Source organism: Microbacterium sp. 05T445 (genome assembly GCF_056395865.1).
In genome coordinates this window covers 701062-722614 of the sequence record NZ_JBFTKJ010000001.1, presented here as the reverse complement: position 1 = coordinate 722614, position 21553 = coordinate 701062, and the positions used below count along the sequence as shown (strand labels likewise).

Below are 21553 nucleotides of genomic sequence, written 5' to 3'. Positions count from 1 at the left end.
GCGGCCGGGTTCAGCGGGGGAGCAGCTCGAGCGCGGCCATCGCCGCGTTGTGGCCTCCGAGTCCGCTCACCGCGCCGCCGCGCCGCGCGCCCGAGCCGCACAGCAGCACGTTCGGGTGGTCCGTCGCGACGCCCCAGCGCTGCGCCGGGGTGTCCAGCGGCTCGTCGTCGCCTGCCCACGGCCACGACAGCGATCCGTGGAAGATGTCGCCGCCGATCATGCCCAGCGCTGCTTCGAGGTCCGCGGTGGTGCGCGCCTCCACGCACGGGGTGCCGTCGGGGGCTTCGTAGATGCAGTCCGCGATCGGCTCGGCCAGCACTGCGTCCAGCGAGCGCTGGGCCGCCTGCAGCAGCGCCGAGCGCGCGGCATCCGGATCCCGCCCCGCCATCAGCCGGTGCGGTACCTGCAGGCCGAACAGCGTCAGCGTGTGCGCACCGGATGCGCGCAGCTCGGGCCCGAGGATCGACGGATCGGTCAGCGAATGGCAGTAGATCTCGGCCGGGAGCGGATCGGGGATGCCGCCGCCCGCCGCCGCGGCATGCGCCGTGTCGAGCTGCGTCATCGTCTCGTTGACGTGGAACGTGCCGGCGAATGCCGCCTCGGGTGCCACACGCTCGTCGCGCAGCCGCGGGAGGCGGCGCAGCAGCATGTTGACCTTGAGCTGCGCACCCTCGGGGGCAAGGCCGGGTGCGGCGGGCTCGGCGCCCCCGGCGACCAGGAGGCGCTCCAGGACGGCAGGGCCGACACCGCTCAGCACGAGTCGCGCGTTCACCGCGGGGCCGTCTGCCAGCGTGATCTCGCCGTCGGGTGAGACCGCGACGACCTCGCAGTCGGTGCGCAGCTGCGCACCCGCGGCCGTGGCGGCGCCCGCGAGCTCGCCCGTGACGCGGCCCATCCCGCCGATGGGCACGTCCCAGTCGCCGGTGCCGCCGCCGACCACGTGATACAGGAAGCACCGGTTCTGGCGGAGGCTCTCGTCGTCGGCCGATGCGAACGTGCCGATGAGGCCGTCGGTCAGCACGATGCCGCGCGAGATGTCTGTCTCCAGCGAGGCTCGCAGCACCTCGCCGAGGGGGCGGTCGACGAGGTCGGCCCAGAGGCGATCGTCGCCGAGTGCTGCCCGCACGTCCGAGCGGCGGCGCAGCGGCGCGGTCATCGAGGGGAAGACCTGCCGGGCGACCGGGGCGATCCGGTCGGAGAAGGCGGCGAACCGCTCGGCCTCGCCGTCACGGCCGGTGACGCGGGCGAACGAGGCGGCAGTGGCCGCCGCATCCGCTGTGTCGATCAGGATGCCGCGCGCCGGGTCCGCCGGATCGGGCGTGTAGGAGGAGTAGCGCCTGCGCCGGAGCCGGATGTCGAGCCCCAGGTCGTCGATGATGCGCTGCGGCAGCAGGCTGACGAGATAGGAGTAGCGCGAGAGGCGTGCGTCGACGCCCGCCCACGGACGCTCCGACACCGCGGCGCCGCCGACGTGGTCGAGGCGCTCCAGCACCACGACGGAACGCCCGGCCCGGGCGAGGTAGGCGGCCGCGACGAGCGCATTGTGTCCGCCGCCGACGATGGCGACGTCGAACGTGGGGGAGTGGACAGCGATGGCCATGGCTCCCACGCTAGCGAGGCGGAGGATGCCGGCACCGTCGCGGCGCGAACAAGGACGCCGGTGGACCGCCTGCCGCTAGCGTGGAGCCATGACGCTCGCGACAGACCTCGAATCCCTCGCGACGGAGATCGCCCGCGAAGCCGGCGAGCTCGCGCGGACGCGACGGAGCGCGGGGGTCGCGATCGCCGCCACGAAGTCCGCACTCGCCGACATCGTCACCGACGCCGACCGCGAGGTCGAGGCGCTCATCCGGGAGCGGCTCGCGGCCGCCTGCCCCGACGACGGCTTCCTGGGCGAGGAGACCGGCGCCGAGCGCGGCACCAGCGGGATCACGTGGGTCGTCGACCCGATCGACGGCACCGTCAACTACGCCTACGGCATCCCGTTCTATGCGGTCAGCATCGCCGCGGTGCAGGGCGAGCCCGTTCCCGAGGCGTGGCAGGCGCTCGCCGGGGCGGTGTTCAACCCGTCCTCCGGAGAGCTGTTCCACGCCGCAGCGGGGGAGGGCGCCTGGCTCGACGGTCGGCGCCTCGCGGTCAGCGCAGAGGTCGGACCCGCCGGTGCGCTGCTGGCGACCGGCTTCGGCTACGACCCGGCGACCCACGCAGGAGACCTCGCCCTCGTCGGCGACGTGATGCCGCTCGCGCGCGACCTGCGTCGCGGTGGGTCGGCGGCGCTCGATCTGTCGTACGTGGCCGCGGGGCGGCTCGACGGGTATTTCGAGCGCGGTCTGCAGCCGTGGGACTTCGCCGCAGGCGCGCTCCTGGTCACCGAGGCCGGCGGGCGGTTCGCCCGTGCCGCCGCAGACGGATCCGGCCGGGCGCCTCTCGTGGTGGCTGCGGCCCCCGCGGTGTTCGACCCGCTCGCCGCCGCGGCCAAGCTGGTGTGATCGGCGTCTTCAGCGATTCCTCACGAAACGCTCATCCCCAATTCCGAGCCGCACATGGCATTCCCAGGGCGCCGGAGGTAGGGTTTTACCCGATCGTTACCTTCGCCGCCCGAACGGTGAGGGTGGTCAGCCCGAAACGCCCGCTCGCCGCGCCCCCCTCGCGGCACGACCCGAGAGCCCCCCGCCGCATTGCCTTTCGACGCCCCCATGGCTGAGCCTGCGCCCACGCGCCGGTCGAGCCGCACCTCCGCGACGCCTGTGCAGGCGGCTGCGGAGACTCCGGGCACAGGGCGCGCGACGGCCCGGCGACAGGCGGCCGGCACGACTCCCGAGCGTCCCGCCGTGGTGTGGGGTCGTTCCGCAGACGTGAAGCGGACGGATGCCGCGGCCCGGCCCGCCCCGCAAGGCCCCGCGTCTTCGGCATCCTCGACGACGCCGGCAGCGCAGGCCCCGGCGCCCGCGCCGAAGCCCGCTCCGGATGTCACCCCCGCGGCTTTCGCGGAGCCTGTCGTCCCGACGCCTGCTCCTGCTCCGTCCTCCGTGAGCATGCCCGCCATCTCCCGCCCGGTCGTGGAGCCCGCCGCGCCGCGCGTGCGGTCGCGGGCCGCGGCCGCGGCATCCGCCACCTCTCCGGCGCCGGCAGAACCCGTGAGCCGTCGATCGCGGCGTACGCAGACCGGCGAGCAGCCCGTCGTGGCGGTGCCGGCGATCGCCCCCGTCGCCCCGGCGGAGCCCGAGCGGCCGATCGCCGCGTTCGATGCGGTGATCGCCACGCGCGACGAGCCCGCCCCGCTGCGCGACACCGTGCTCGCTCCCGCCGAGCCCTTCGAACTTCTCGAGCCCGCCGTGGCTGCCGACGTGTCGTCGGCCCCCGTCGCCACGACCGCATCCGACGATCGCACGGCGTCGGCGGCATCGACCTGGCTGGCGGACTCGTTCGCGAAGCTCCAGTCCGCCGAGACCGCCGCCGCTGCCGTCTCGACCGCGCCGGTCGTCGAGACGAACTCGCCGCAGCCGACGGCCGCACCGCAGCGGGCTGCCGCCTCGACGATCGCGTCGGCGCCTGTCGATCCCGCCGCGCCGCGCCCCGCCTCGTTCGCCGCTCCGCAGGCCCCGGCACCGACGGCTTCCGCAGCCGCTGCCGCCCCGCGGGCCGCTGCCGTTGCGCAGGCCGCCGCGCCGACCGAGCCCACGCCGCGTGCCGCTCAGCCCCAGGCCGCTCCGCGTGCCGCCGAGGCGAAGGCAGCCACGGCTCCGCAGAACCCCACGGTCCCGCAGGCAGCTCCGACGGCCCCGGGCGCCGACGGCGCGGCCGGCCGGCCTCAGACCCGTCCTGCCGGGGAGCGTCCCCGCACCGAGCGCATCGAGCCGCTGACCGGTCCGATCCCTGCGTCCTCGGCGCCCGGTGTCGACGAGTTCGAAGCCGCGGCGCGCCTGTTCTCCTTCACCGGTGAGACCCCCGTGCAGAACGCGGATGCCGTCGCCGACGCGCAGCCCGAAGAGGGCACGCACTCCGCACCGCGGGCGTCGTCGCCGCGTCGTCGGGCACGGATCAAGCGCGTGGCCACGGCATCCTTCTCCATCGGCGTCTTCGGCATCGTCGGGCTCATGGCCGTCGGTATGACGACGCCGGCCGAAGCGGTCGCCGCGATGAACGGCACCGAGCCGATGCTGGCAGTGATGGCCCCCGCCGACTCCGACGTCCCCGTCATCGACGAGGCGGAGATCCAGGCCTATGTGGCGCCGGGCGACGTGCAGAGCGACACGCTGCAGCGCACCGAGAACTACGCGACCACGACCACGGCGCAGCTCGCGTCGGAGGCCGGCATCCGCAACTTCTCGAACCTGTTCCACAACAACCCGAACTCGAACATCCAGTGGCCCTTCGCGGTCGGCGTGACGATGTCGTACGGGTTCGGCATGCGGTCGGGCCGTATGCACGAGGGCATCGACTTCACGCCCGGCAACGGCGCACCGGTGCAGGCGATCGCCGACGGCACCGTCCGCGTCGCCTCCGAGGCCGGCGGCGCCTACGGCGTGCACGTGATCATCGACCACATCGTCGACGGTCAGCTGGTCTCGAGCCACTACGCGCACATGCAGTACGGCTCGCTGAAGGTCACCGCCGGCCAGCGCGTCACCGTCGGCACGGTCATCGGCCGCACCGGCAACACCGGGCGCTCCTACGGCGCCCACACGCACTTCGAGATCCTGAAGAACGGCACCACGGCCATCGACCCGTGGCCGTGGCTTCAGGAGTACACCGACGGAACCCACACCGTGGGTTGAGCCGGTTCGGAAGGATGCCGCGGCTCTGGTATCCTCTTCTAGTTGCCTGCTAGCAGGCAGCACGCCCCGATAGCTCAGTGGCAGAGCACTTCCATGGTAAGGAAGGGGTCGTCAGTTCAATCCTGACTCGGGGCTCGCAGCATCCGGTTCCTGTGACCGTCGGATGCCTTGCGGCAGGGTAGCTCAGTTGGTGAGAGCGCACGACTCATAATCGTGAGGTCGCGGGTTCAAGCCCCGCTCCTGCTACAGATTCAGACCCCCAGGACCTCCCGGGGGTCTGTCGTTTGTGCTTCGGTCCCTGCCGGGATCGCGTGTCCCCGAATGACGCGAAACATCCTTGTCCAGCGTTCGGATGAAAGCTATCGTGAGATCGGCGGCGACGCCTGGCCGATGGATGTGGGATCCGGGCTCTGCGTCATCGTCACTGGGGAGAAACTGGGGAAAGGCGTCCAGGCGTTGCGCGGGCGTTTCAGAAGCAGCCCCCCTCGGGCTCACCGCTGGCCAGCTTCTGGAGCCCGAGGGGGACCTGGCCGTTCGCGATCGTGTGCGCCCGCTGGGGACGGGGTTGCACCTAGCCCATACGGCACTGGGGATACCGGGCTTGCTCAGCAAAGGCCACAATCAGCCTTGCACAGATCGGGTGCCGAGGTCCACGCCGCGACGGATTGGCGCGCTAACGCGTGCCCACAGGACGTCTCTTCATCCCGCTGCGCACGGTCTCGCGGGAGCGCAGGTCTTTGCTCCCGCCGGCGTCAGCGCGCCGCGTTGCTGCGGCGCGCAGCGAGGTATTCGGCGGGCATCCCCGGACCGATGCGGATGCCGACCTCCTCCGCCGGCACGATGCCGCACGCGTCGCACGCGGTCACGGCGTGCACGGCACCGTCTGCGCACGCGGTGTGGCGGTACAGGATCGGCGGTTCGATCGGGGAGGCCCATTCGTCGCCCCACTCGGTGAGCGCGATGAGTGCCACCGCCAGCGAGCGGCCCTTTTCGGTGAGGACGTAGTCGGCTGATCCGTCGCGCGTCATGATGCCGCTCGCGACGAAGGCGTCGAGCCTGGACGTGAGGACGTTCGTCGCGATCCCGAGGTTGTGCTGGAAGTCGCCGAACCGCGTCACCCGGGCGAAGAGCGCGTCGCGGATGATCAGCAGGCTCCAGCGCTCGCCGACGAGCTCGAGAGACCGCGCGATCGAGCACACCTGGGTGTCGTACATCCTGCCCAACATGTCTCGAATCTACCACTTGCGTGATGCAAGTTCCCGCACTAGCGTCGCTTGCATCACGCAAGCAGTCGGCCCTGAACGGTCGCGAGCGAAGGAGCAGGGGCATGTCAGTGGACTACACGACGACGATCACCGTGAATGCGACGCCGCAGGAGGCGTTCGACGCGATCAACGACGTCTCGGGATGGTGGGGACGGATCACGGGATCGACGACCTCCGTCGGCGACGAGTTCGTCTACGTCGTCCCCGGGTTGCACTACAGCGGCTTCCGCGTCGTCGAGCTCGAGCCGGGGCGCCGCGTCGCCTGGAAGGTGACGGGCAGCTATCTCGACTTCGTGGCCGATTCGTTCGAGTGGACCGGTTCGACCGTTCGGTTCGACATCGCCGAGGTGGGAGGCGTGACGCAGGTCGTCTTCACGCACGAGGGGCTGCGACCCGAGGACGAGTGCTACGACGTGTGCACCAACGCCTGGGGCATGTTCGTGAACGCGAGCCTCAAGGCCCTCATCGAGACGGGTGCGGGCGCGCCCTACACCTTCGGGGGAGACGAGGCCCTGACCGTGGTGGACCACGCCGAGCTGCACCGTCAGGTCGCGGAAGCCGCGGCCGCACGCGACGCCGGCTGAACGGCGGCATCCCTTCGTCCCGGTGTCCGAGGTGCCCGGTAGCGTCGGAGGCGGAGGGGTTATGAAGGCGAATCGACTCGCGCGCACGTCGTCGCGACTGCCCAGGCGAGGCCACGTGCTGGTGACGGTGACCGTGGTCGACGAGAACGGGTTCACGTCGCAGTACGAGACGGTCGAAGCGCCCGTCGGCGCGTTCCGCGACGGCTTCGCGGCCATCCACCTCGCCGCAGTCGAGGCCGACGCCGACCGCGCATCGCGGACGGCCTGACCGCATTGCGAAGGGCCTTGCGCCCGCCGCCGCCGACGATCTACCATCGAACATAGATTCGATGAATGGGAGGCATCATGCGAATGTCAGTGCGTGAAGATGTTCAGGTGTGGTGCGAGCAGGGCCGGCCCGCGCGCCTCGTCGTCGATGCTGAACGCTGGCGCATCATCGACACTCCGACCCGATCCGACGGCGGGCGGCTCTTCCAGAGCTGGCGGTTCACCGCGCGCAGCGATGTCGACCATCGCACGCGGGTGATGGATGTCGAGGAGGTCGACGGTCACTGGATGCTCGTGGCCGCGTGGGAGTGACGGACGGGCGCGGATGCCGCATCGCGGCGTCCGCGCCCATCACTTCACGCCTTGCCGACGGCGCTGAGGCGTGCCGCCGAGGCGAGCGGAGCCAGCGGGAGGCCCCCGAGCGCGTCGTCGATGCGGAGGAGTTCGTTCCACTTCGCCGTACGCTCGCCGCGGGTGATCGAGCCGACCTTCACGATGTCGGCGCCCCAGCCGGTCGCGAGGTGCGCGACCGACACGTCCTCGGTCTCGCCGGAGCGCGCCGAGACGATCACCGCGAGGCCGTCCGCGCGGGCGGCCTCGACGGCTCGGGCCGCGCCCGACACCGTGCCGATCTGGTTGACCTTGATCAGGACCGCCTCGACCGTCCCCGCCGCCGCCGCAGCGATCACGCGGTCGGCATCGGTCACCAGGTAGTCGTCGCCGACCACGAGCGTTCGGTCGCCGGTCGCCTGCACTGCGAGCCGCATGCCCTCGGCATCGTCTTCGCCGGCGGGATCCTCCAACGTGAGGATGGGGTAGGCCTGGCAGAGGCGCGTGAGCTCGTCGATCCACTCGGCGGTGCTGTAGTCGCGTCCGTTCGCACGGTACCCGGTGCCGGTGGCGAACTGCGTCGCCGCGATGTCGAGCGAGATGCCCATGTCGACCCCGGGCACGAGGCCCGCGCGCTCGATGCCCGCGACGAGCACGTCGAGCGCATCATCGGTGCCGGTCACCTCCGGCCAGTGCCCGCCCTCGTCGGCGACGCCGCGGCGCGGGCCGCGTGCCGCGAGCACTTCGCCGACGGCGCGATACACCTCGGCGACGTGCACGAAGGCGTCCGCGATCGTCGTCGCCGACAGCGGCATGACCATGAAGTCCTGGACCGCCGTGCGGTGCGCCGCGTGGGCGCCGCCGCCGAGGATCTGGATCTGCGGGCGCGGGATGTGGCGCGGCCGCGCGTCGAGCACCGCCCACGCCGGGATGCCGCGGCTCGCGGCGGCGGCGTGCAGGGCGGCCAGCGAGGCCGCCGTGGTGCTGTTGCCGCCGATACCTGCGTCGCCGGCGTCGAGCCGTGCGAGCGCCTCGTCGACGGCGGCCTGCTCGTGCACGTCGATGCCGACGAGCGCCGGGGCGACGCGCTCGGTGACGAGGGCCACCGCGCGCGTGACGTCCTTGCCGCCGAGGCGATCGCCGCCGTCGCGCAGCTCGAGAGCCTCGCGGCTTCCGGTCGAGGCGCCTGCGGGGGCGATGCCGCGACCGATCGCACCCGACCGGGTCGCGATCTCGACCTCGACGGTGGGCAGGCCCCGCGAGTCCCAGACACGGCGGGCGATGACGGCGGTGATGGCATCGCTCATCGGGATGCCTCCTCTCGTTCGGTGATCAAGGCGTCAGCGGGAGTGCCGGTGCGCAGCGCGTCGATCGCGATGTCTCGGACGACCGCGCGCGACGCGTCGTCGAGGTACTCGACGGGGGAGGCGCCGGCCACCCGGGCGAGGAGGAGCGCAGGGACGATCCGTGCGATCCGAGAGGCAGCGGCATCCTGGTCCTCCCAATCCACCTCGGCGAGATACGCGCTCTCGAACTCGCGCGCGCCGGCGGCGAGGGCCTCGGCATGAGCGGGCAGGTGGAGGCGCTTGAGCGTCAGGTGCGTCAGGCAGAACGCGGCGTCGAAGGCGGGGTCGCCCCACGTCGCGCACTCCGCGTCGAGCAGCACCGGATCGCCGCCGACGAGGATGTTCTTGGGGCTCACGTCGCCGTGCACCAGGCCGATCCGCGTCTCGCGGAGACCGGCGATGATGCGGCCGAGCGGCTCCCGCGCCTCAGGAACGGCCGCGCCTGCGCGCACGAGATACGGCTCGATGCGCAGCGACTCGAACAGATCGGCGTTGGCGAACCGGTCGGCGAGTTCGGGCTGCCTCGCCGACGCCGCGTGGATGCGGCCGAGGCGCGACGCGACGGATGCCGCGACCTCAGGATCGACCCGACCCGCCAGCAGCTCGGACTTCCAGTTGAGGTGGACGCCGGGGTCGAGGTACTCCAGGGCCATCGTGAAGGTCTCGCCGTCGAAGGCCAGCACCCGCGGGCAGGACCCCGGGACCACCCCGCCGGCGTACTCGAGCCAGGCGGCCTCCGACGCGACCCGGTCCAGCGGAGCGCGCCAGTCGGCGGCCACCTTCAGCTTCTCGAGTGCGCGCTTGAGCACGAACGCGCGGCTGCCGGTGCGGATCAGGTGGATGTCGGACGACACCCCGCCGGTCAGCGCCTGGCTCTCGAACTCCTCACCCGGGGTGAGCAGGCCCATCCGGACGAGCGCTGCCGCCGTGCCGTCGGTGCCCGCGAAGGCCGCCGTATCGGCGACCTGCGCGGACACGCCCCCCGGGCCGGGCGCGATGCGTGTGCTCACGATCGTGCGGACGGGTGCCCGTACGCCGACTGCTCGAGCCCGCGGATGTACCCGATGGCGAACAGGCGTCCGAGTGTCTCGTATCCGGGTCGCGTGTTGGACTCCCCGGCGAGCGTGGGTACGTGGTCCGGGCGCATGGCACCCTCGAACCCGATCTCCCAGTACGCCTCCATGCACGCCGGCATGTCGGTCTGACCCGAGTCGTGGAACGTCTCCTGGAACTCCGTCGGCGTTCCCCGCACGTCGCGGAAGTGCACGAACGGGATCCGCTCGGTGCCGAACTCGCGGATGAGGTCGGGGATCGACGTGGTGCGGTCGAGCACCTCGGGCATGAGCGCGAAGTTGCCCTGGCAGAACGTGATGCCGTTCGCCTCGGACGGGTGCAGCGACAGCAGCCGGCGGAATGCCTCGACGGAGCTCATGATGCGGGGCAGGTTGCGGTCGAACGGCTGCGGCGGGTCGTCGGGGTGCATCGCGAGGCGCACGCCCGCGGCCTCGGCCTCGGGGACGACGGCGTCGAGGAAGTACGCCAACGCGTCCCACATCTGTTCGCGGGTGACCTCGCCCTCCTCGACCAGCCGGGGCATGTCGTCGGTGTCGGACTTGCGGTACCCGGTGACCAGGGCGCCGCCCCGATCCTCGATCGCGATGTCGGTGCGCCCCCAGCTCGACAGTGCCATCCAGTTGTAGGCGAGGGTCGGGATGCCGAGCCGGCCCATCGCGCGCACCTGCTCGATGACGTGCTCGATCTGCTCGTCGCGGCCATCGAGCCCCATGCGGGCCTTGTCGATGGGCGCGGTGTCCTCGGTGGCGACGAGGCGGAAGCCGTGGTCCTGATAGACCTCGATGTTGTGGGCGAGGGCCTTCTCGCTCCACGGCACCTCGTCGCGGTCGTCGGCCTTCCAGCCGCCGGCGCCGACGGATGCGAACATGCGCTGGTCCTGCTCGGCGCCGTTGAGCACACCGACGACGTTGTCGACGCCGACCTGCCGGATGAGCTTCCACGAGGCTTCGGGGCGGGGAGGCAGGAACTCGCTCAGTCTGATCATGGGATGCGTCCTCTCGAGGGGTTCGGGTCAGTCTCTGGTGGGGAGGGCGGCGCCGATGCGGGCCAGCAGGCCGCCGTCGACGCGCAGTTCGGCGCCGGTGACGAAGCTGGCGCGGTCGCTCGCGAGGAACGACACCGCCTCGCCGATCTCCTGCGGCTGCGCGACGCGGCCGAGGGCGTGCGCCGAACCCCAGGTCGCGATCGTCTGCTCGACGGCCTCCGGGGTGCCCTCGGAGAACAGCGCCGCGGAGCGGCGCAGCATCGGGGTGTCGACCGAGCCCGGCGCGACCGAGTTGACCCGCACGCCGTACGCGGCCTCGTCGACCGCCATTGCGCGGGCCAGTGCGTTCAGCGCCCCCTTGCTCGCCGTGTAGGCGACGACGGACTCCTGGGTCGCTGTGGCCTGCACCGAGGAGATGAGGGTGACGCTCCCGCCGTGCGCACGGATGTGAGGCAGCGCCGCGTGTGCGGCGAGGAATACGCCCCGCACGTTCACGGCGAAGGTGCGGTCCCACGTGTCGACCGAGGTCGACACCGCGTCGCCGTATGTCTGGATGCCGGCGGCCGTCACGAGATGGTCGAGCCTTCCGAAGGCGGCGAGTGCGGCATCCACCGCATCCGTGCTGGTCTGCGGGTCGTCGATCGGCCCGAACGCGCCGGTCGCCCGGCCGCCGGCATCGCGGATGGCCGCGACGGTCTCGTCCACGAAGTCCTGCGTGAGACCGTGGACGACCACCGCGGCGCCCTGCGCGGCGAACACCTCGGAGATGCCGCGTCCGATGCCCTGCGACCCGCCGGTGACGAGGACGACCCGGCCCTCGTGGATCCGCCCTGCCTCGCCCATGGCGGCCTGCCTTTCCGCGCCCATGTCAGAGCACTCCGTAGCTGGCGAACGCCTCGGTCGCGCTCATGCCCGCGTCGATCGCCTTACGCACGACATTCTCCGTCGAGGCCTTCGCGAGCGCAGCCTCGACGACCTCGTCCTCGATCTCCTGCGGCACGATCAGCACGCCGTCGATGTCGCCGACGACGAGGTCGCCGGGACGCACCCGCACGCCCCCGATCTCGACGGGCGTCCGGTAGTCGCGCACGACCGTGCGCACCGACGAGTCCTGCGCGTAGTTGCCGTGGCTGAAGACGGGGAAGCCCTGACCGAGCACCTGCACGGTGTCGCGGTGGAACCCGTCGACGACAGCGCCGACCGCCCCGCGCTGCTGCGCCGTCGCGGTGAGGATCTCGCCCCACATCGCGACCGGGGTCGTCGTGCGCGGGGCGATGTAGACCTCTCCGGGCTCGAGCTGGTCCAGCGCCTCGGTCAGCAGGCCGAAGGGCTTGGCAGGCAGGCCGTAGACGTCGCCGACGAGCGCGGGCATGGCGCGGCCGGCGATCCGCATGTCGGGCGTGAGCGGACGGATCTCAGGCGGCAGGAACTGGTGGGTCCTGCCGAGCCTGTCCATGATGTCGCCGATGACCGCGGTGTACAGGCGGGTGCGGATGAGCTCGAAGCGCTCGATGTCTGTCTGCAAGGGTTCTTCTCCGGGGGATCAGGCGATCGCCGAGCGGCGCGAGCGCCACACGTTGACGAGGACGGCGATGAGGACCACGACGCCGCGCACGACCTGCTGCGCGTACGGGTTGACGTTCAGCAGCACCATGCCGTTGAGCAGCGCCGCGATGAACAGCACACCGATGCTCGTGCCGACGATCGTGCCCTTGCCGCCGGTGAGCGCCGCGCCGCCGATGATCGTCGCGGCGATGGCGTCGAACTCGAGCCCGACCGCGATCGTGCTGTTGCCTGAGGAGAGCAGGGCGCTCTGCAGCAGACCCGTGAGTGCGGCGACGATGGCCGAGATCATCATGACGAGGATCTTGATGCGGCGCACCGGGATGCCGGAGAGCCCCGCCGCCTTCGCATTGCCGCCGACTGCGTAGATCGACCGGCCGAAGACGGTGCGCCGGGCCACGAGCCCGACGATCAGGCCGATCACGACGAAGTAGATGGCGGCGACCGGGATGCCGAGGATCCGGCCGGAGCCCCAGTAGAAGAAGTCGCCCGCCGGGATCGGGATCGGGAAGTTGCTCGTGATGAGCTGGGCGAGGCCGCGCAGGGCCAGGTACAGCGCGAGCGTCGAGATGAACGTCGGCACGCCGAAGTACGACCGCATGGCGCCGGCGAATGCGCCGATGACCGCGGCGATGCCCAGCACCAGGAAGACCGCGATGAACATCGGGATGCCCTGCTTCATGACGAAGACGCCGATCAGCGACGACGACAGCGCCGCCATCGAGCCCACCGAGACGTCGATCTCGCCCGACACGATGACGAGGGTCATCGCGAAGGCGACGATGCCGAAGAAGGCGGCGTTCTGCAGGATGCTCAGCTGGTTGGCGGCCGTGAGGAAGTCCGGCGCGAGCAGCGAGAGCGCGACGTAGAGCGCGATGAACACGAGCAGGAGGCCGAAGCCGTCCCACCCGACGATGCGGCGCAGCGTCCGGGCGACCGGGCCGGAGGTCGCGCTCTCCGTGCGCGGGGTCTCGGTGGTGGTGGTGTCAGTCATTCTCGTTTTCCTGTCGCATGGCGAGGGCGAGGATGCGTTCGGCGGTGGCCTCGCGCCCGATGAGTTCTTCGTGGATGCGGCCGTCGCGGAGGATGAGGACCCTGTCGCACACCTCGGCGATCTCTTCGAGCTCGGACGAGACGAAGATCGACGACACGCCGTCGTCGGCGAGGCCCCGGATGAGGCGGTAGATCTGCGCCTTCGCGTGGAGGTCGACGCCGCGCGTGGGCTCGTCCAGGAGGAGGATCCGCATCTGAGCCGTGAGGGCGCGGCCGATGACGCCCTTCTGCTGGTTGCCGCCGGAGAGCGTGCCTATCTCCTGGGCGGGAGAGGACGCGCGGATCGACAGAGCCTGCATCGACTCGCCGACCAGCCGCACCTCCTTGAGCGCGCGCAGCCAGAACCGGGGGAGCACGCGCCCGCGCGCGGTCAGCAGCAGGTTCTCGCCGACGCCGAGCAGCGGGACGATGCCCGACCCCTTGCGGTCCTCTGACGTATAGGCGACCCGCTGCGCCAGGAGTCGGCGAGGACTTCGGCGCGGCATGTGCGTGCCGCTGACCTCGACGCGCCCCTCGGCGTCGTGACGCAGCCCGAACACCGACTCGAGCAGCTCGGTCCTGCCCGAGCCGAGGAGGCCGGCGATGCCGAGCACCTCGCCCTCGTGCAGCGACAGCGTCACCCCGGCGAGCCGGTTCGGGACGGTCAGGTCCTCGACCCGCAGCACCACCGGCGCGTCCCGCCGGTCGCGGTGCTCGAGCTCGGCGGAGATGTCCTCGTCGCCGCTGATGAGCTCCGCGACGCGGCGCGACGACAGCTTCGCCACCTCGTCGGTGGCGATGTGGCGCCCGTCGCGCAGTACCGTCAGGGTGTCGGCGACGAGCGGGATCTCCTTCATGCGGTGCGACACGTAGATGACCGCGACCCCGCCGGCGGCCAGGCGCCGGATGAGGGTGAGCAGCCCCTCGACCTCGTGGGCGTTGAGCGCGCTCGTCGGCTCGTCGAGGATGAGCACCTTGGGCTCGTCCACCAGCGCCTTGGCGATCTCGACGAGCTGCTGGTCTGCGAGGGGGAGGGTGCCCACGATCGTCGAGAGCGGGATGTCGACGCCCAGCAGGCCCAGGCTGCGCCGCGCCGTCTGGCGCATCGCGGCGACGTTGACGAAGCCGCGACGCCTCGGCCACCGGCCCATCGTGATGTTCTCCGCGACGGACAGTCCGGGGACCAGGCTGAACTCCTGGTGCACCACCGCGATGCCGCCCGCCTGGGCCGCCTTGGGGCTGGACCAGTGCACCGGCTCACCGGCGAGCCGGATCTCTCCGCCGTCGGGCTGGAGCGAACCGGAGATGAGGTTGACGAGCGTGGACTTGCCGGCGCCGTTCTTGCCGAGCAGCGCCCGGACCTCGCCGCGCCGGAGGGCGAAGTCGACGCCGTCGAGGGCGGTGACCGCGGCGAATCGCTTCGTCAGGCCGCGGCACTCGAGAAGGACATCGTCATTGATCTCAGTCATGTGATCTTCCCTGGGGGCGGCGGGGCGGTGGTCCCGCCCCGCCGCCGGTTGCTGGGTCGGGACTACTTCTGCGCGGCGACGAACTCTTCCGTCGTGGCCGGGTTGGCGCGGTCGTAGACGATGCCGGGCAGTTCGACGCTGTGCGGGTCGTTCTTCTCTCCGGCGAGCACCTTCTTGGCCATCTCGTATGCGCCCTGCGCGGTTCCGACCGGGTCCTGACCCGTGGTGGCCTGCAGGACGTCGTCGGCGGCGGTGACGAACTCTGCGAGCTGCGTCGAGATGTCGGTGCCGAAGACGGGGATCTTCTTGCCGGACTGTGTGACGGCGATGGTGGCGCCGGCCGTGCCGCCCTCGTTCGAAGCCCAGATCATGTCGACGTCCGGGTTGGCGGTGAGGATGTCGGAGGTCACCGGGGTCGCCTTGTCGACCAGGTACGCCTCCTGGTCGGTGAGGATATTGACGGTGACGCCGGCCGCGTCGAGCGCCTCGAGGAAGCCGCTCTTGCGCAGCTTGCACGCCGAGGCGATGTCGCAGTTGAGGATCGCCAGGTTCACGGTGCCGCCCAGCTCGTCCTTGGCATACGCGGCCGCGACCTCTCCGGTGCCGGTTCCGAGGGCGGTGTTGTCGGACTGGATCACGCCGTCGACGAGCTTCGGGTCGGTCGTGGCGCCGATGCAGTTGCCGTAGCAGATGAGGGCGATGCCGGCATCCTTGATCGCCTGCATGGTGGCCAGCGACGCCTCGTCCGCCGTCGGCTGGATGAGGACGGCGTCCACCTTCGCCTGGATCATGTTCTGCGCGACCTGGTTCTCGGTCGCGGGGTCGTTGTTCGACAGGCCGGTGACGACCGAGCCGCCGTCGGCCTGCACGGCCTCCTCGAGGCCCGACTGGATCCCCTGGAAGTACGTGTCGCCCTGCAGCATGATCAGGCCGACCTTGACCGCGTCGTCGCCGGCGGCCGCCGAGTCGCCGCCGGACGATCCGGACGAGCAGCCCGTGAGCGCCAGCGCGAGCGCCACGGCGCCGGCTGCTGCTGCGGTGAACACCTTGGATGTGCGCATCATCTATCTCCCTTGATTTGCGATGATTGCGGCCAGCATAAACACTTGTATACTAGTGTGCAAGTCCAGGTTCGGAATCGTTCGCGAAGATGGGAACACGATGACGGCACTACAGAATCCGCAGGGAGGCGGCGGTCGCAACGGCTACCGCGGCAGCCCCCTCGACGCGCTCGAGCCCACGCGTGGGGCGCCCGGCTACACCCCGGACTCGCGGGGGCGAATCTCCGACTACGTGTACGAAGAGCTGGGGGAGGCGATCCGCAGCCTCCGCCTCGAACCCGGCGCGCCGCTGTCCGAACCGGCGGTCGCGTCCTGGCTCAACGTCAGCCGCGCTCCGGTGCGCGAGGCGTTCACCCGGCTCGCCGACCAGCGGCTCATCACGATCGTCCCGCAGGTGGGAAGCAAGGTCGCTCCCATCTCGATGCGCGACGTCAGCGACGCCGTCTTCGTGCGCAGCTCGCTCGAGACCGGCGCGTTCCGCCAGGCCATCGGCCTCGAGGCCATCGACCCGTCGGAGCTCCAGCAGATGGTCGACCTCAACCGCGAGGCCTTCGAGCGGCGCGACATCGAGGCGTTCTTCGAGACCGACGAGCAGATCCACCAGCTCGTGTTCGCGCTCGCCGGTGTTCCACACCTGTGGGAGGTCGTGCGCGGTATGAAGGTCCACCTGGACCGCCTGCGGCGCATGAACCTCAGCGCGGCGATCGACAATGCCGAGCTGCCCGTGGAGCACCAGGCCATCGTCGACGCGATCACGACGCGCGACGAGGTGGCCGGCATGGCCGTCATCCACCAGCACTCGCATCGCATCCTCGGCGACACGTCACGCCTCCGCGGGGAGTATCCCGACTACTTCGTGTCCTAGGCCCTCGCGAACCCCCCCCGAAACTGGACGAAGGAGTCCGTCATGACCTCAGATCCTGCTGTCGTCGTCTCCCGCCGCACCGAGTGCGGAGAAGGACCGGTGTGGGACGCCCCGAACGGCATCCTGCACTGGGTCGACATCATCCCCGGCGAGATCCTGCGCACCGATCCCGCGACCGGCGAGACCGCCGTGACCACGTATCCCGAGATGGTGGGCGCCGTCGCGCAGCGCGCCGGCGGCGGCGTGGTGGCCGCGGTCGCGAGCGGGTTCGCGGGCTTCGACGCCTCCGGCGCGCTCGAGCGGCGCGTCGACTGCCTCGGCGACGGGGTCCGTATGAACGATGCCAAGGTGTCGCCCGACGGCCGGTTCTGGTCGGGCAGCTGCGCCGAGGATTTCGCGGAGGGCTCGGGCGGGCTGTGGATGCTCGACGCCGACTGGAACGCCACGCTCGTGCTCGACGGCCTCACCCAGCCCAACGGCATGGACTGGGACCTCGAGCGCGGCGCGTACTACCTCGTCGAGACGCAGGCTCGGCAGGTGCTGCGCTTCGCATGGGATGCCGCGCGCGGCACGATCGATCCCACCCCGACCGTCCTCATCGGCGCCGGCGAGTTCTCGGGCTACCCTGACGGGCTCTGCCTCGACACCCGTGGGCACCTGTGGATCGCGGAGTTCGCGGGTGCCGCCGTGCACGAGTTCGCTCCGGACGGCGACCGTGTCCGCACGATCGCGATCCCCACCGCCCAGCCCACGTCGTGCGCCTTCGTCGGCCCGGAGCTCGACGAGCTCTGGGTCACGTCGGCGGGGCTCGGCATCGCCGACGACCCGGCGGCGGGGTCGGTGTTCCGGATCACGGACCTCGGGGCCACCGGCCGCGCGAGCACGCCGTTCGGAGGCTGACGTGCCGCTGACCCTCGCCAACGAGCTGCTCGAGGTCGAGATCGCCCCCGAGCGCGGCGCCGACATCCTCCAGCTCACCGACCTGCAGACGGCGACGCCGGTGCTCACCGTCTCGCCCACCCGGCTCGCGGGGCCACGGGTCCTCCCGGGCGCCGACTCGATGGCGCAGTTCCTCGCCGGGTACCCGGGCGGCTGGCAGCTGCTGACGCCGAACGCCGGTCCCGAGCGCACCCACGACGGGGTGCGGCAGGGGTTCCACGGCGAGGCGGCGATCGCGTCGTGGACTGTCGTGTCGCGATCGGCCGACGCCTGCGAGCTCGAGACGACGCTGGCCACCGCGCCGCTGCACCTGGCGCGCCGCATCGCCCTCCACGGCGCCGAGCTCGTCGTCGTGGACGACATCACCAACCTCTCGCCCGATCCCGTGCAGGCACGCATCGTGCAGCATCCGGCGTTCGGCGCCCCGTTCCTCGACGACAGCAGCTACGTCGTCACGACCGCGGGGGCGATGGTGACGGATGCCGACGCCCCCGGCACGCTGGCATCGCCCGACGTCGTCGGGCTGCCGGGCGCGCTGCTGACGGCAGGGCCCGTGGCGGGCAGCATCCGTCTTCCCGGTCCCGCATCGGGGGCGTCGCTGTTCGCGGCGCTCACCGACCTCGACCAGGCGCAGGTCACGTTCTGCAGCCCGACGCGCGGGTTCGGGATCACGCTCAGCTGGGATGCCGGGGTGCTGCCGCACGCGTGGTTCTGGATCGAGGCGAACGCCGGGAGCGGGTGGCCGTGGTTCCGCAGGCTCTACGCCGTCGCCGTGGAACCCGCCAACATCCTGCCCGGCGAGGGCGCGGCATCCGACGGCCGTCCGCGCGGCGGAACCGGCGCCGGCATCGCGCCCGGCGCGACCGTCAGCACCACCACCCGACTGACCCGCGTCGCACTCGGCGACGCGGACTGACCATCCCGCCGCCTTCGGGCGCACCGACACGAAGAAGGAACCATGCGCTTTGCACGAATCGGCGAACCGGGAAGCGAGATCCCGGTCGCCCAGATCGACGGCCGACTGCGCGACCTGCGCCCGCTGACCGCCGACATCGACGGGGCATTCCTGTCGGCCGACCCGGTGGCCGCCGTGGAAGCGGCCGCAGGTCGCCTCCCCGAGATCACCGACGTCGACGGCATCCGGTTCGGTGCCCCGGTCGCCCGCCCGGGCGCGGTGTACTGCATCGGCATGAACTACGCGGCCCACGCCCGGGAGGGCGGCAGCGAGCCGCCGACCGATCTGGTGGTGTTCCTCAAGCCGTCGCACACGGTCGTGGGACCGGATGACGCGGTGCCGCTGCCGGTCGGCACGTCGAAGGTCGACTGGGAGGCGGAGCTCGCGATCGTGATCGGCACGGCCGCGTGGCAGCTCTCCGGGCCCGAAGAGGCGCTCGCGCACATCGCCGGCTACGCGGTGGCCAACGACCTGTCCGAGCGCACGTGGCAGCTCGAGATCTCGGGCGGGCAGTGGTCGAAGGGCAAGGGCGCGCCGGGCTTCTGTCCGCTGGGACCGTGGCTGGTGACGGATGCCGATCCCTCCGACCTGGCGATCCAGAGCTTCGTCAACGGCGAGCCGCGCCAGGACTCGCGCACGTCGGACATGATCTTCGACGTCGCCACGATCGTGGCCCGGCTGAGCATGCACACCCTGCTCGAGCCGGGAGACGTGATCCTCACCGGGACCCCCGAGGGCGTCGCCCTCTCGGGTCGGTTCCCCTACCTGGCCGACGGTGACACGGTCGAGATCGCGATCGAGGGTCTCGGGCGGCAGCGTCAGCGCGCCGTCGCGGCCGTGCCGGTCGTCTGAGTGCGAGAGGACAGCATCATGGACGTGTTCGAGGACCGGGTCGCGATCGTGACCGGCGGTGCGTCGGGGATCGGCCGTGCGACGGCTGAGCGCCTGGCGAGGGAGGGGGCTCGCGTCGCGGTGTTCGACCGCGACGCCGCGGAGGTGGAGGGCGCGGTGTCGTGGACCGTCGACGTCACCGATCCCGCCTCCATCGCACGAGCGGTGGAGGGCGTCGTCGCGAAGTGGGGGCGGATCGACGTCGTCGTGAACTGTGCGGGCATCGGCGCTGCGGGCTCCATCGTCGACTCCGAAGACGCGGAGTGGATGCGCGTGTTCGACATCAACGTCATGGGCGCGGTGCGCGTGATCCGCGAGACCCTGCCGCACCTCATCCGCTCGAGCCCGTCGAGCGTGGTAAACGTGGGTTCCGCCGTCGCCCTGACCGGCTTCCCCAACCGTTCGGTGTACACCGCGAGCAAGGGCGCGGTGGTCTCCCTCACGCGCGCGCTCGCCGCCGACCACCTCGCCGACGGCGTGCGGTTCAACTCGGTGTGCCCCGGCACGACCGAGACGCCCTGGGTGCAGCGCCTCCTCGACGCGTCGCCCGACGCCGCCGTCGAGCGGACGCAGCTGGAAGGCCGTCAGCCGCACGGACGACTGGTGACGGCCGACGAGGTCGCCGACGCGATCGCGTACCTCGCCAGTCCTCGGGCGCAGTCCACGAACGGGGTCTCGCTCTCGGTCGACGCCGGCATCGAGGCGCTCTACATCGCGCACTGACGCCGCGGGGGGCGGCGCCCGCTCGGCTGTGCCGGGCGGGCGCCCTCGCCGCCGCCTGCAAGAATGGAGCCATGGCCCGCTCCAGAACGCCCCGCGTCGTTCGCGGTGTGGCGGCGGCATCGGTGGCCACCTTCGTGGCGCTGCTGTCGCACGTCGCCGGCGGCGGGGCGATGCCGGGCTGGGTGGGCATCGTCGTGCCCTGGGTGCTCGCCGTCGCGGTCTCGACGCTGCTGGCAGGGCGCTCGCTCTCGTTGTGGCGGCTGTCGCTCGCGGTCATCGCGAGCCAGTTCCTGTTCCACGGGCTGTTCGTCCTGGGACTGCTGGGTCCGTCGTCGTCGACGGCATCCAGTCCCGGCCTGCACGAGCACCACGCGCTGCTGGATGCGGCAGGGCCGATGACGGGGATGCCGTCCTCCGACGCCTCGATGTGGGTCGGTCACGCGGTGGCCGCGGTGGCCACCATCGCCCTGCTGTATCGCGGTGAGCGCGTCGTCCGGCGCCTGCTCGCCCTCGCGGTCGACGTCGTGGACGCGATGCGCCGACGTCTCGTCGCCCTCACCATGGCGTTCGTTCCGGTTCCGCGTCGCCTCGTGCGCGTCGGCGCTCCCGCGCTGGTCGCGGCGTCGCTGGGATGGTTCCCCTCCTCGCTCGCCCGGCGCGGCCCGCCGGCACTCCTCGCGGTCTGATTCTCTGCGCCTCCGCTCGCGGTCGCGAGCGTGCGAGGCTTCCTGCCGTCCACGCCGTGGACGGCGCCAGACTGTTGCGCCGTCCACGGCGGGCGGCGTCGAGGAAGAGGTTTCCCATGACCCGTCTCCGCGTGATCGCGGCGGGGATGGCGGTAGCGGTGTTCGCGGTGCTGACCGCGGCTGCTCCGGCATCCGCCCATGACGAGCTGGTCGCCAGCTCACCCGCCGTCGACGACGTGCTGTCGACGGCGCCCACCGAGGTGTCGCTGCAGTTCTCCGCCGACGTGCTGACGATGGGGACGGTCGTCGTCATCGCCGATGCCGACGGCGTCGACTGGGCGGCATCCGCTCCGGTCATCGACGGCAACTCGGTCACCGTGCCGGTGCTGCCCGATATGCCCGCAGCGGGATACGAGCTGCGGTGGCGGGTGGTGTCCTCCGACGGGCATCCGATCTCGGGGATCATCCCGTTCACCGTCGGCGACGGCGAACCCCTCGTCCGCGACCCCGCCCCTGACGCCGCCGCGTCCGGTGCGGCGGTGGAACCAGACAGTCCAGAATCACAGGCCGCACAGGAGAACGGCGCTCTGCGCGTCGTCCTCATCGGCGCGGGCGGAGCGATCCTCGCGATCGCGGCGCTCGTGCTGGTCCGATTCCACCTCCGCCGGCGGGAAGACCCCGCCGACGCCGGCACACCCGATCACTGAGTCGGATGCCGGGAATCCTGTGAAAGGCGATCC

Annotated in this window: 22 protein-coding genes and 2 tRNA genes; 14 read left to right on the top strand and 10 right to left on the bottom strand. The window is 71.5% G+C overall.

Annotated elements, in window-relative coordinates; translation table 11 throughout:
• Positions 1–10: 10 nt before the first annotated feature.
• Positions 11–1600 carry a phytoene desaturase family protein gene (locus tag AC1DDU_RS03510; RefSeq protein WP_477431238.1) on the bottom strand — a complete coding sequence of 530 codons (1590 nt, stop codon included), beginning with the start codon at positions 1598–1600 and terminating at the stop codon, positions 11–13.
• Positions 1601–1688: 88 nt separating this feature from the next.
• Between AC1DDU_RS03510 and AC1DDU_RS03505 the strand changes: the two genes are divergently transcribed.
• The 4 genes from AC1DDU_RS03505 to AC1DDU_RS03490 all read left to right on the top strand — a co-directional run bounded on the left by AC1DDU_RS03505 (position 1689) and on the right by AC1DDU_RS03490 (position 5024).
• Positions 1689–2489 carry an inositol monophosphatase family protein gene (locus AC1DDU_RS03505; protein WP_477431237.1) on the top strand — a complete coding sequence of 267 codons (801 nt, stop codon included), beginning with the start codon at positions 1689–1691 and terminating at the stop codon, positions 2487–2489.
• A 546-nt stretch (positions 2490–3035) separates the two neighbouring features.
• Positions 3036–4778 carry a M23 family metallopeptidase gene (locus AC1DDU_RS03500; RefSeq protein ID WP_477431236.1) on the top strand — a complete coding sequence of 581 codons (1743 nt, stop codon included), beginning with the start codon at positions 3036–3038 and terminating at the stop codon, positions 4776–4778.
• 63 nt (positions 4779–4841) lie between these two features.
• Positions 4842–4913: transfer RNA gene (locus AC1DDU_RS03495), tRNA-Thr, on the top strand.
• A gap of 37 nt (positions 4914–4950) precedes the next feature.
• A tRNA-Met gene (locus AC1DDU_RS03490) sits at positions 4951–5024 on the top strand.
• A gap of 506 nt (positions 5025–5530) precedes the next feature.
• Here AC1DDU_RS03490 and AC1DDU_RS03485 read toward each other — a convergent pair.
• A complete protein-coding gene (locus AC1DDU_RS03485; protein WP_477431235.1) occupies positions 5531–6004 on the bottom strand; it encodes a winged helix-turn-helix transcriptional regulator in 474 nt (157 codons plus the stop codon).
• Between the two features lie 101 nt (positions 6005–6105).
• On the opposite strand from AC1DDU_RS03485, the gene AC1DDU_RS03480 reads away from it, so the two are divergent.
• The 3 genes from AC1DDU_RS03480 to AC1DDU_RS03470 all read left to right on the top strand — a co-directional run bounded on the left by AC1DDU_RS03480 (position 6106) and on the right by AC1DDU_RS03470 (position 7206).
• On the top strand, positions 6106–6627 hold the full coding sequence (locus tag AC1DDU_RS03480; protein WP_477431234.1) for an SRPBCC family protein: 522 nt from the start codon (positions 6106–6108) through the stop codon (positions 6625–6627).
• Positions 6628–6688: 61 nt separating this feature from the next.
• On the top strand, positions 6689–6895 hold the full coding sequence (locus tag AC1DDU_RS03475; RefSeq protein ID WP_477431233.1) for a hypothetical protein: 207 nt from the start codon (positions 6689–6691) through the stop codon (positions 6893–6895).
• A gap of 65 nt (positions 6896–6960) precedes the next feature.
• Positions 6961–7206 carry a hypothetical protein gene (locus AC1DDU_RS03470; RefSeq protein WP_477431232.1) on the top strand — a complete coding sequence of 82 codons (246 nt, stop codon included), beginning with the start codon at positions 6961–6963 and terminating at the stop codon, positions 7204–7206.
• A 44-nt stretch (positions 7207–7250) separates the two neighbouring features.
• Here the strand turns inward: AC1DDU_RS03470 and eno are convergent, their stop codons facing one another.
• From eno to AC1DDU_RS03430, 8 genes are all read right to left on the bottom strand, one after another.
• Positions 7251–8531, bottom strand: a complete 1281-nt coding sequence (gene eno / locus AC1DDU_RS03465; protein WP_477431231.1) for a phosphopyruvate hydratase — start codon at positions 8529–8531, stop codon at positions 7251–7253.
• Positions 8528–9580: a phosphotransferase family protein gene (locus AC1DDU_RS03460; RefSeq protein ID WP_477431230.1), complete on the bottom strand. Its 1053-nt coding sequence runs from the start codon at positions 9578–9580 to the stop codon at positions 8528–8530. The genes eno and AC1DDU_RS03460 overlap by 4 nt, the downstream gene beginning before the upstream one ends.
• Positions 9577–10629 carry a mannonate dehydratase gene (locus AC1DDU_RS03455; protein ID WP_477431229.1) on the bottom strand — a complete coding sequence of 351 codons (1053 nt, stop codon included), beginning with the start codon at positions 10627–10629 and terminating at the stop codon, positions 9577–9579. The genes AC1DDU_RS03460 and AC1DDU_RS03455 overlap by 4 nt, the downstream gene beginning before the upstream one ends.
• 27 nt (positions 10630–10656) lie before the next feature.
• Positions 10657–11496, bottom strand: a complete 840-nt coding sequence (locus AC1DDU_RS03450; RefSeq protein WP_477431228.1) for an SDR family NAD(P)-dependent oxidoreductase — start codon at positions 11494–11496, stop codon at positions 10657–10659.
• 1 nt (position 11497) lies between these two features.
• The gene (locus AC1DDU_RS03445; protein WP_477431227.1) at positions 11498–12154 is read right to left on the bottom strand and encodes an RraA family protein; all 657 of its coding nucleotides are present in this window, start codon (positions 12152–12154) and stop codon (positions 11498–11500) included.
• 18 nt (positions 12155–12172) lie between these two features.
• Positions 12173–13186: an ABC transporter permease gene (locus tag AC1DDU_RS03440; RefSeq protein WP_477431226.1), complete on the bottom strand. Its 1014-nt coding sequence runs from the start codon at positions 13184–13186 to the stop codon at positions 12173–12175.
• A complete protein-coding gene (locus AC1DDU_RS03435; RefSeq protein WP_477431225.1) occupies positions 13179–14693 on the bottom strand; it encodes a sugar ABC transporter ATP-binding protein in 1515 nt (504 codons plus the stop codon). The genes AC1DDU_RS03440 and AC1DDU_RS03435 overlap by 8 nt, the downstream gene beginning before the upstream one ends.
• 62 nt (positions 14694–14755) lie before the next feature.
• A complete protein-coding gene (locus AC1DDU_RS03430; protein ID WP_477431224.1) occupies positions 14756–15757 on the bottom strand; it encodes a substrate-binding domain-containing protein in 1002 nt (333 codons plus the stop codon).
• 97 nt (positions 15758–15854) lie between these two features.
• Here AC1DDU_RS03430 and AC1DDU_RS03425 point away from each other — a divergent pair, with 97 nt between their 5' ends.
• From AC1DDU_RS03425 to AC1DDU_RS03395, 7 genes are all read left to right on the top strand, one after another.
• Positions 15855–16619: a GntR family transcriptional regulator gene (locus AC1DDU_RS03425; protein ID WP_477431223.1), complete on the top strand. Its 765-nt coding sequence runs from the start codon at positions 15855–15857 to the stop codon at positions 16617–16619.
• 42 nt (positions 16620–16661) lie between these two features.
• Positions 16662–17519, top strand: coding sequence for an SMP-30/gluconolactonase/LRE family protein (locus AC1DDU_RS03420; RefSeq protein WP_477431222.1), 858 nt, complete (start codon positions 16662–16664; stop codon positions 17517–17519).
• 1 nt (position 17520) lies between these two features.
• Entirely contained in the window at positions 17521–18474 is a 954-nt protein-coding gene (locus AC1DDU_RS03415; protein ID WP_477431221.1) for a DUF4432 family protein, read from the top strand.
• Between the two features lie 42 nt (positions 18475–18516).
• Positions 18517–19365, top strand: coding sequence for a fumarylacetoacetate hydrolase family protein (locus AC1DDU_RS03410; RefSeq protein ID WP_477431220.1), 849 nt, complete (start codon positions 18517–18519; stop codon positions 19363–19365).
• Positions 19366–19383: 18 nt separating this feature from the next.
• Positions 19384–20127 (top strand): SDR family NAD(P)-dependent oxidoreductase, encoded by a 744-nt coding sequence (locus tag AC1DDU_RS03405; RefSeq protein WP_477431219.1) that lies wholly within the window; start codon positions 19384–19386, stop codon positions 20125–20127.
• Positions 20128–20198: 71 nt separating this feature from the next.
• Positions 20199–20813 carry a hypothetical protein gene (locus tag AC1DDU_RS03400; protein ID WP_477431218.1) on the top strand — a complete coding sequence of 205 codons (615 nt, stop codon included), beginning with the start codon at positions 20199–20201 and terminating at the stop codon, positions 20811–20813.
• Positions 20814–20929: 116 nt separating this feature from the next.
• Positions 20930–21520 (top strand): copper resistance CopC family protein, encoded by a 591-nt coding sequence (locus tag AC1DDU_RS03395; RefSeq protein ID WP_477431217.1) that lies wholly within the window; start codon positions 20930–20932, stop codon positions 21518–21520.
• The last annotated feature ends 33 nt before the right edge of the window (positions 21521–21553 follow it).

Excerpts from the sequence above, each read along its gene's own strand:
- AC1DDU_RS03485 (WP_477431235.1), bottom strand. The coding sequence starts at position 6,004 with ATGTTGGGCAGGATGTACGACACCCAGGTGTGCTCGATCGCGCGGTCT.
- AC1DDU_RS03395 (WP_477431217.1), top strand. The coding sequence starts at position 20,930 with ATGACCCGTCTCCGCGTGATCGCGGCGGGGATGGCGGTAGCGGTGTTC.
- AC1DDU_RS03455 (WP_477431229.1), bottom strand. The coding sequence starts at position 10,629 with ATGATCAGACTGAGCGAGTTCCTGCCTCCCCGCCCCGAAGCCTCGTGG.
- AC1DDU_RS03450 (WP_477431228.1), bottom strand. The coding sequence starts at position 11,496 with ATGGGCGCGGAAAGGCAGGCCGCCATGGGCGAGGCAGGGCGGATCCAC.
- AC1DDU_RS03420 (WP_477431222.1), top strand. The coding sequence starts at position 16,662 with ATGACCTCAGATCCTGCTGTCGTCGTCTCCCGCCGCACCGAGTGCGGA.
- AC1DDU_RS03505 (WP_477431237.1), top strand. The coding sequence starts at position 1,689 with ATGACGCTCGCGACAGACCTCGAATCCCTCGCGACGGAGATCGCCCGC.
- AC1DDU_RS03500 (WP_477431236.1), top strand. The coding sequence starts at position 3,036 with ATGCCCGCCATCTCCCGCCCGGTCGTGGAGCCCGCCGCGCCGCGCGTG.
- AC1DDU_RS03400 (WP_477431218.1), top strand. The coding sequence starts at position 20,199 with ATGGCCCGCTCCAGAACGCCCCGCGTCGTTCGCGGTGTGGCGGCGGCA.
- AC1DDU_RS03475 (WP_477431233.1), top strand. The coding sequence starts at position 6,689 with ATGAAGGCGAATCGACTCGCGCGCACGTCGTCGCGACTGCCCAGGCGA.
- AC1DDU_RS03470 (WP_477431232.1), top strand. The coding sequence starts at position 6,961 with ATGGGAGGCATCATGCGAATGTCAGTGCGTGAAGATGTTCAGGTGTGG.
- eno (WP_477431231.1), bottom strand. The coding sequence starts at position 8,531 with ATGAGCGATGCCATCACCGCCGTCATCGCCCGCCGTGTCTGGGACTCG.
- AC1DDU_RS03430 (WP_477431224.1), bottom strand. The coding sequence starts at position 15,757 with ATGATGCGCACATCCAAGGTGTTCACCGCAGCAGCAGCCGGCGCCGTG.
- AC1DDU_RS03425 (WP_477431223.1), top strand. The coding sequence starts at position 15,855 with ATGACGGCACTACAGAATCCGCAGGGAGGCGGCGGTCGCAACGGCTAC.
- AC1DDU_RS03440 (WP_477431226.1), bottom strand. The coding sequence starts at position 13,186 with ATGACTGACACCACCACCACCGAGACCCCGCGCACGGAGAGCGCGACC.
- AC1DDU_RS03410 (WP_477431220.1), top strand. The coding sequence starts at position 18,517 with ATGCGCTTTGCACGAATCGGCGAACCGGGAAGCGAGATCCCGGTCGCC.
- AC1DDU_RS03480 (WP_477431234.1), top strand. The coding sequence starts at position 6,106 with ATGTCAGTGGACTACACGACGACGATCACCGTGAATGCGACGCCGCAG.
- AC1DDU_RS03510 (WP_477431238.1), bottom strand. The coding sequence starts at position 1,600 with ATGGCCATCGCTGTCCACTCCCCCACGTTCGACGTCGCCATCGTCGGC.
- AC1DDU_RS03435 (WP_477431225.1), bottom strand. The coding sequence starts at position 14,693 with ATGACTGAGATCAATGACGATGTCCTTCTCGAGTGCCGCGGCCTGACG.
- AC1DDU_RS03405 (WP_477431219.1), top strand. The coding sequence starts at position 19,384 with ATGGACGTGTTCGAGGACCGGGTCGCGATCGTGACCGGCGGTGCGTCG.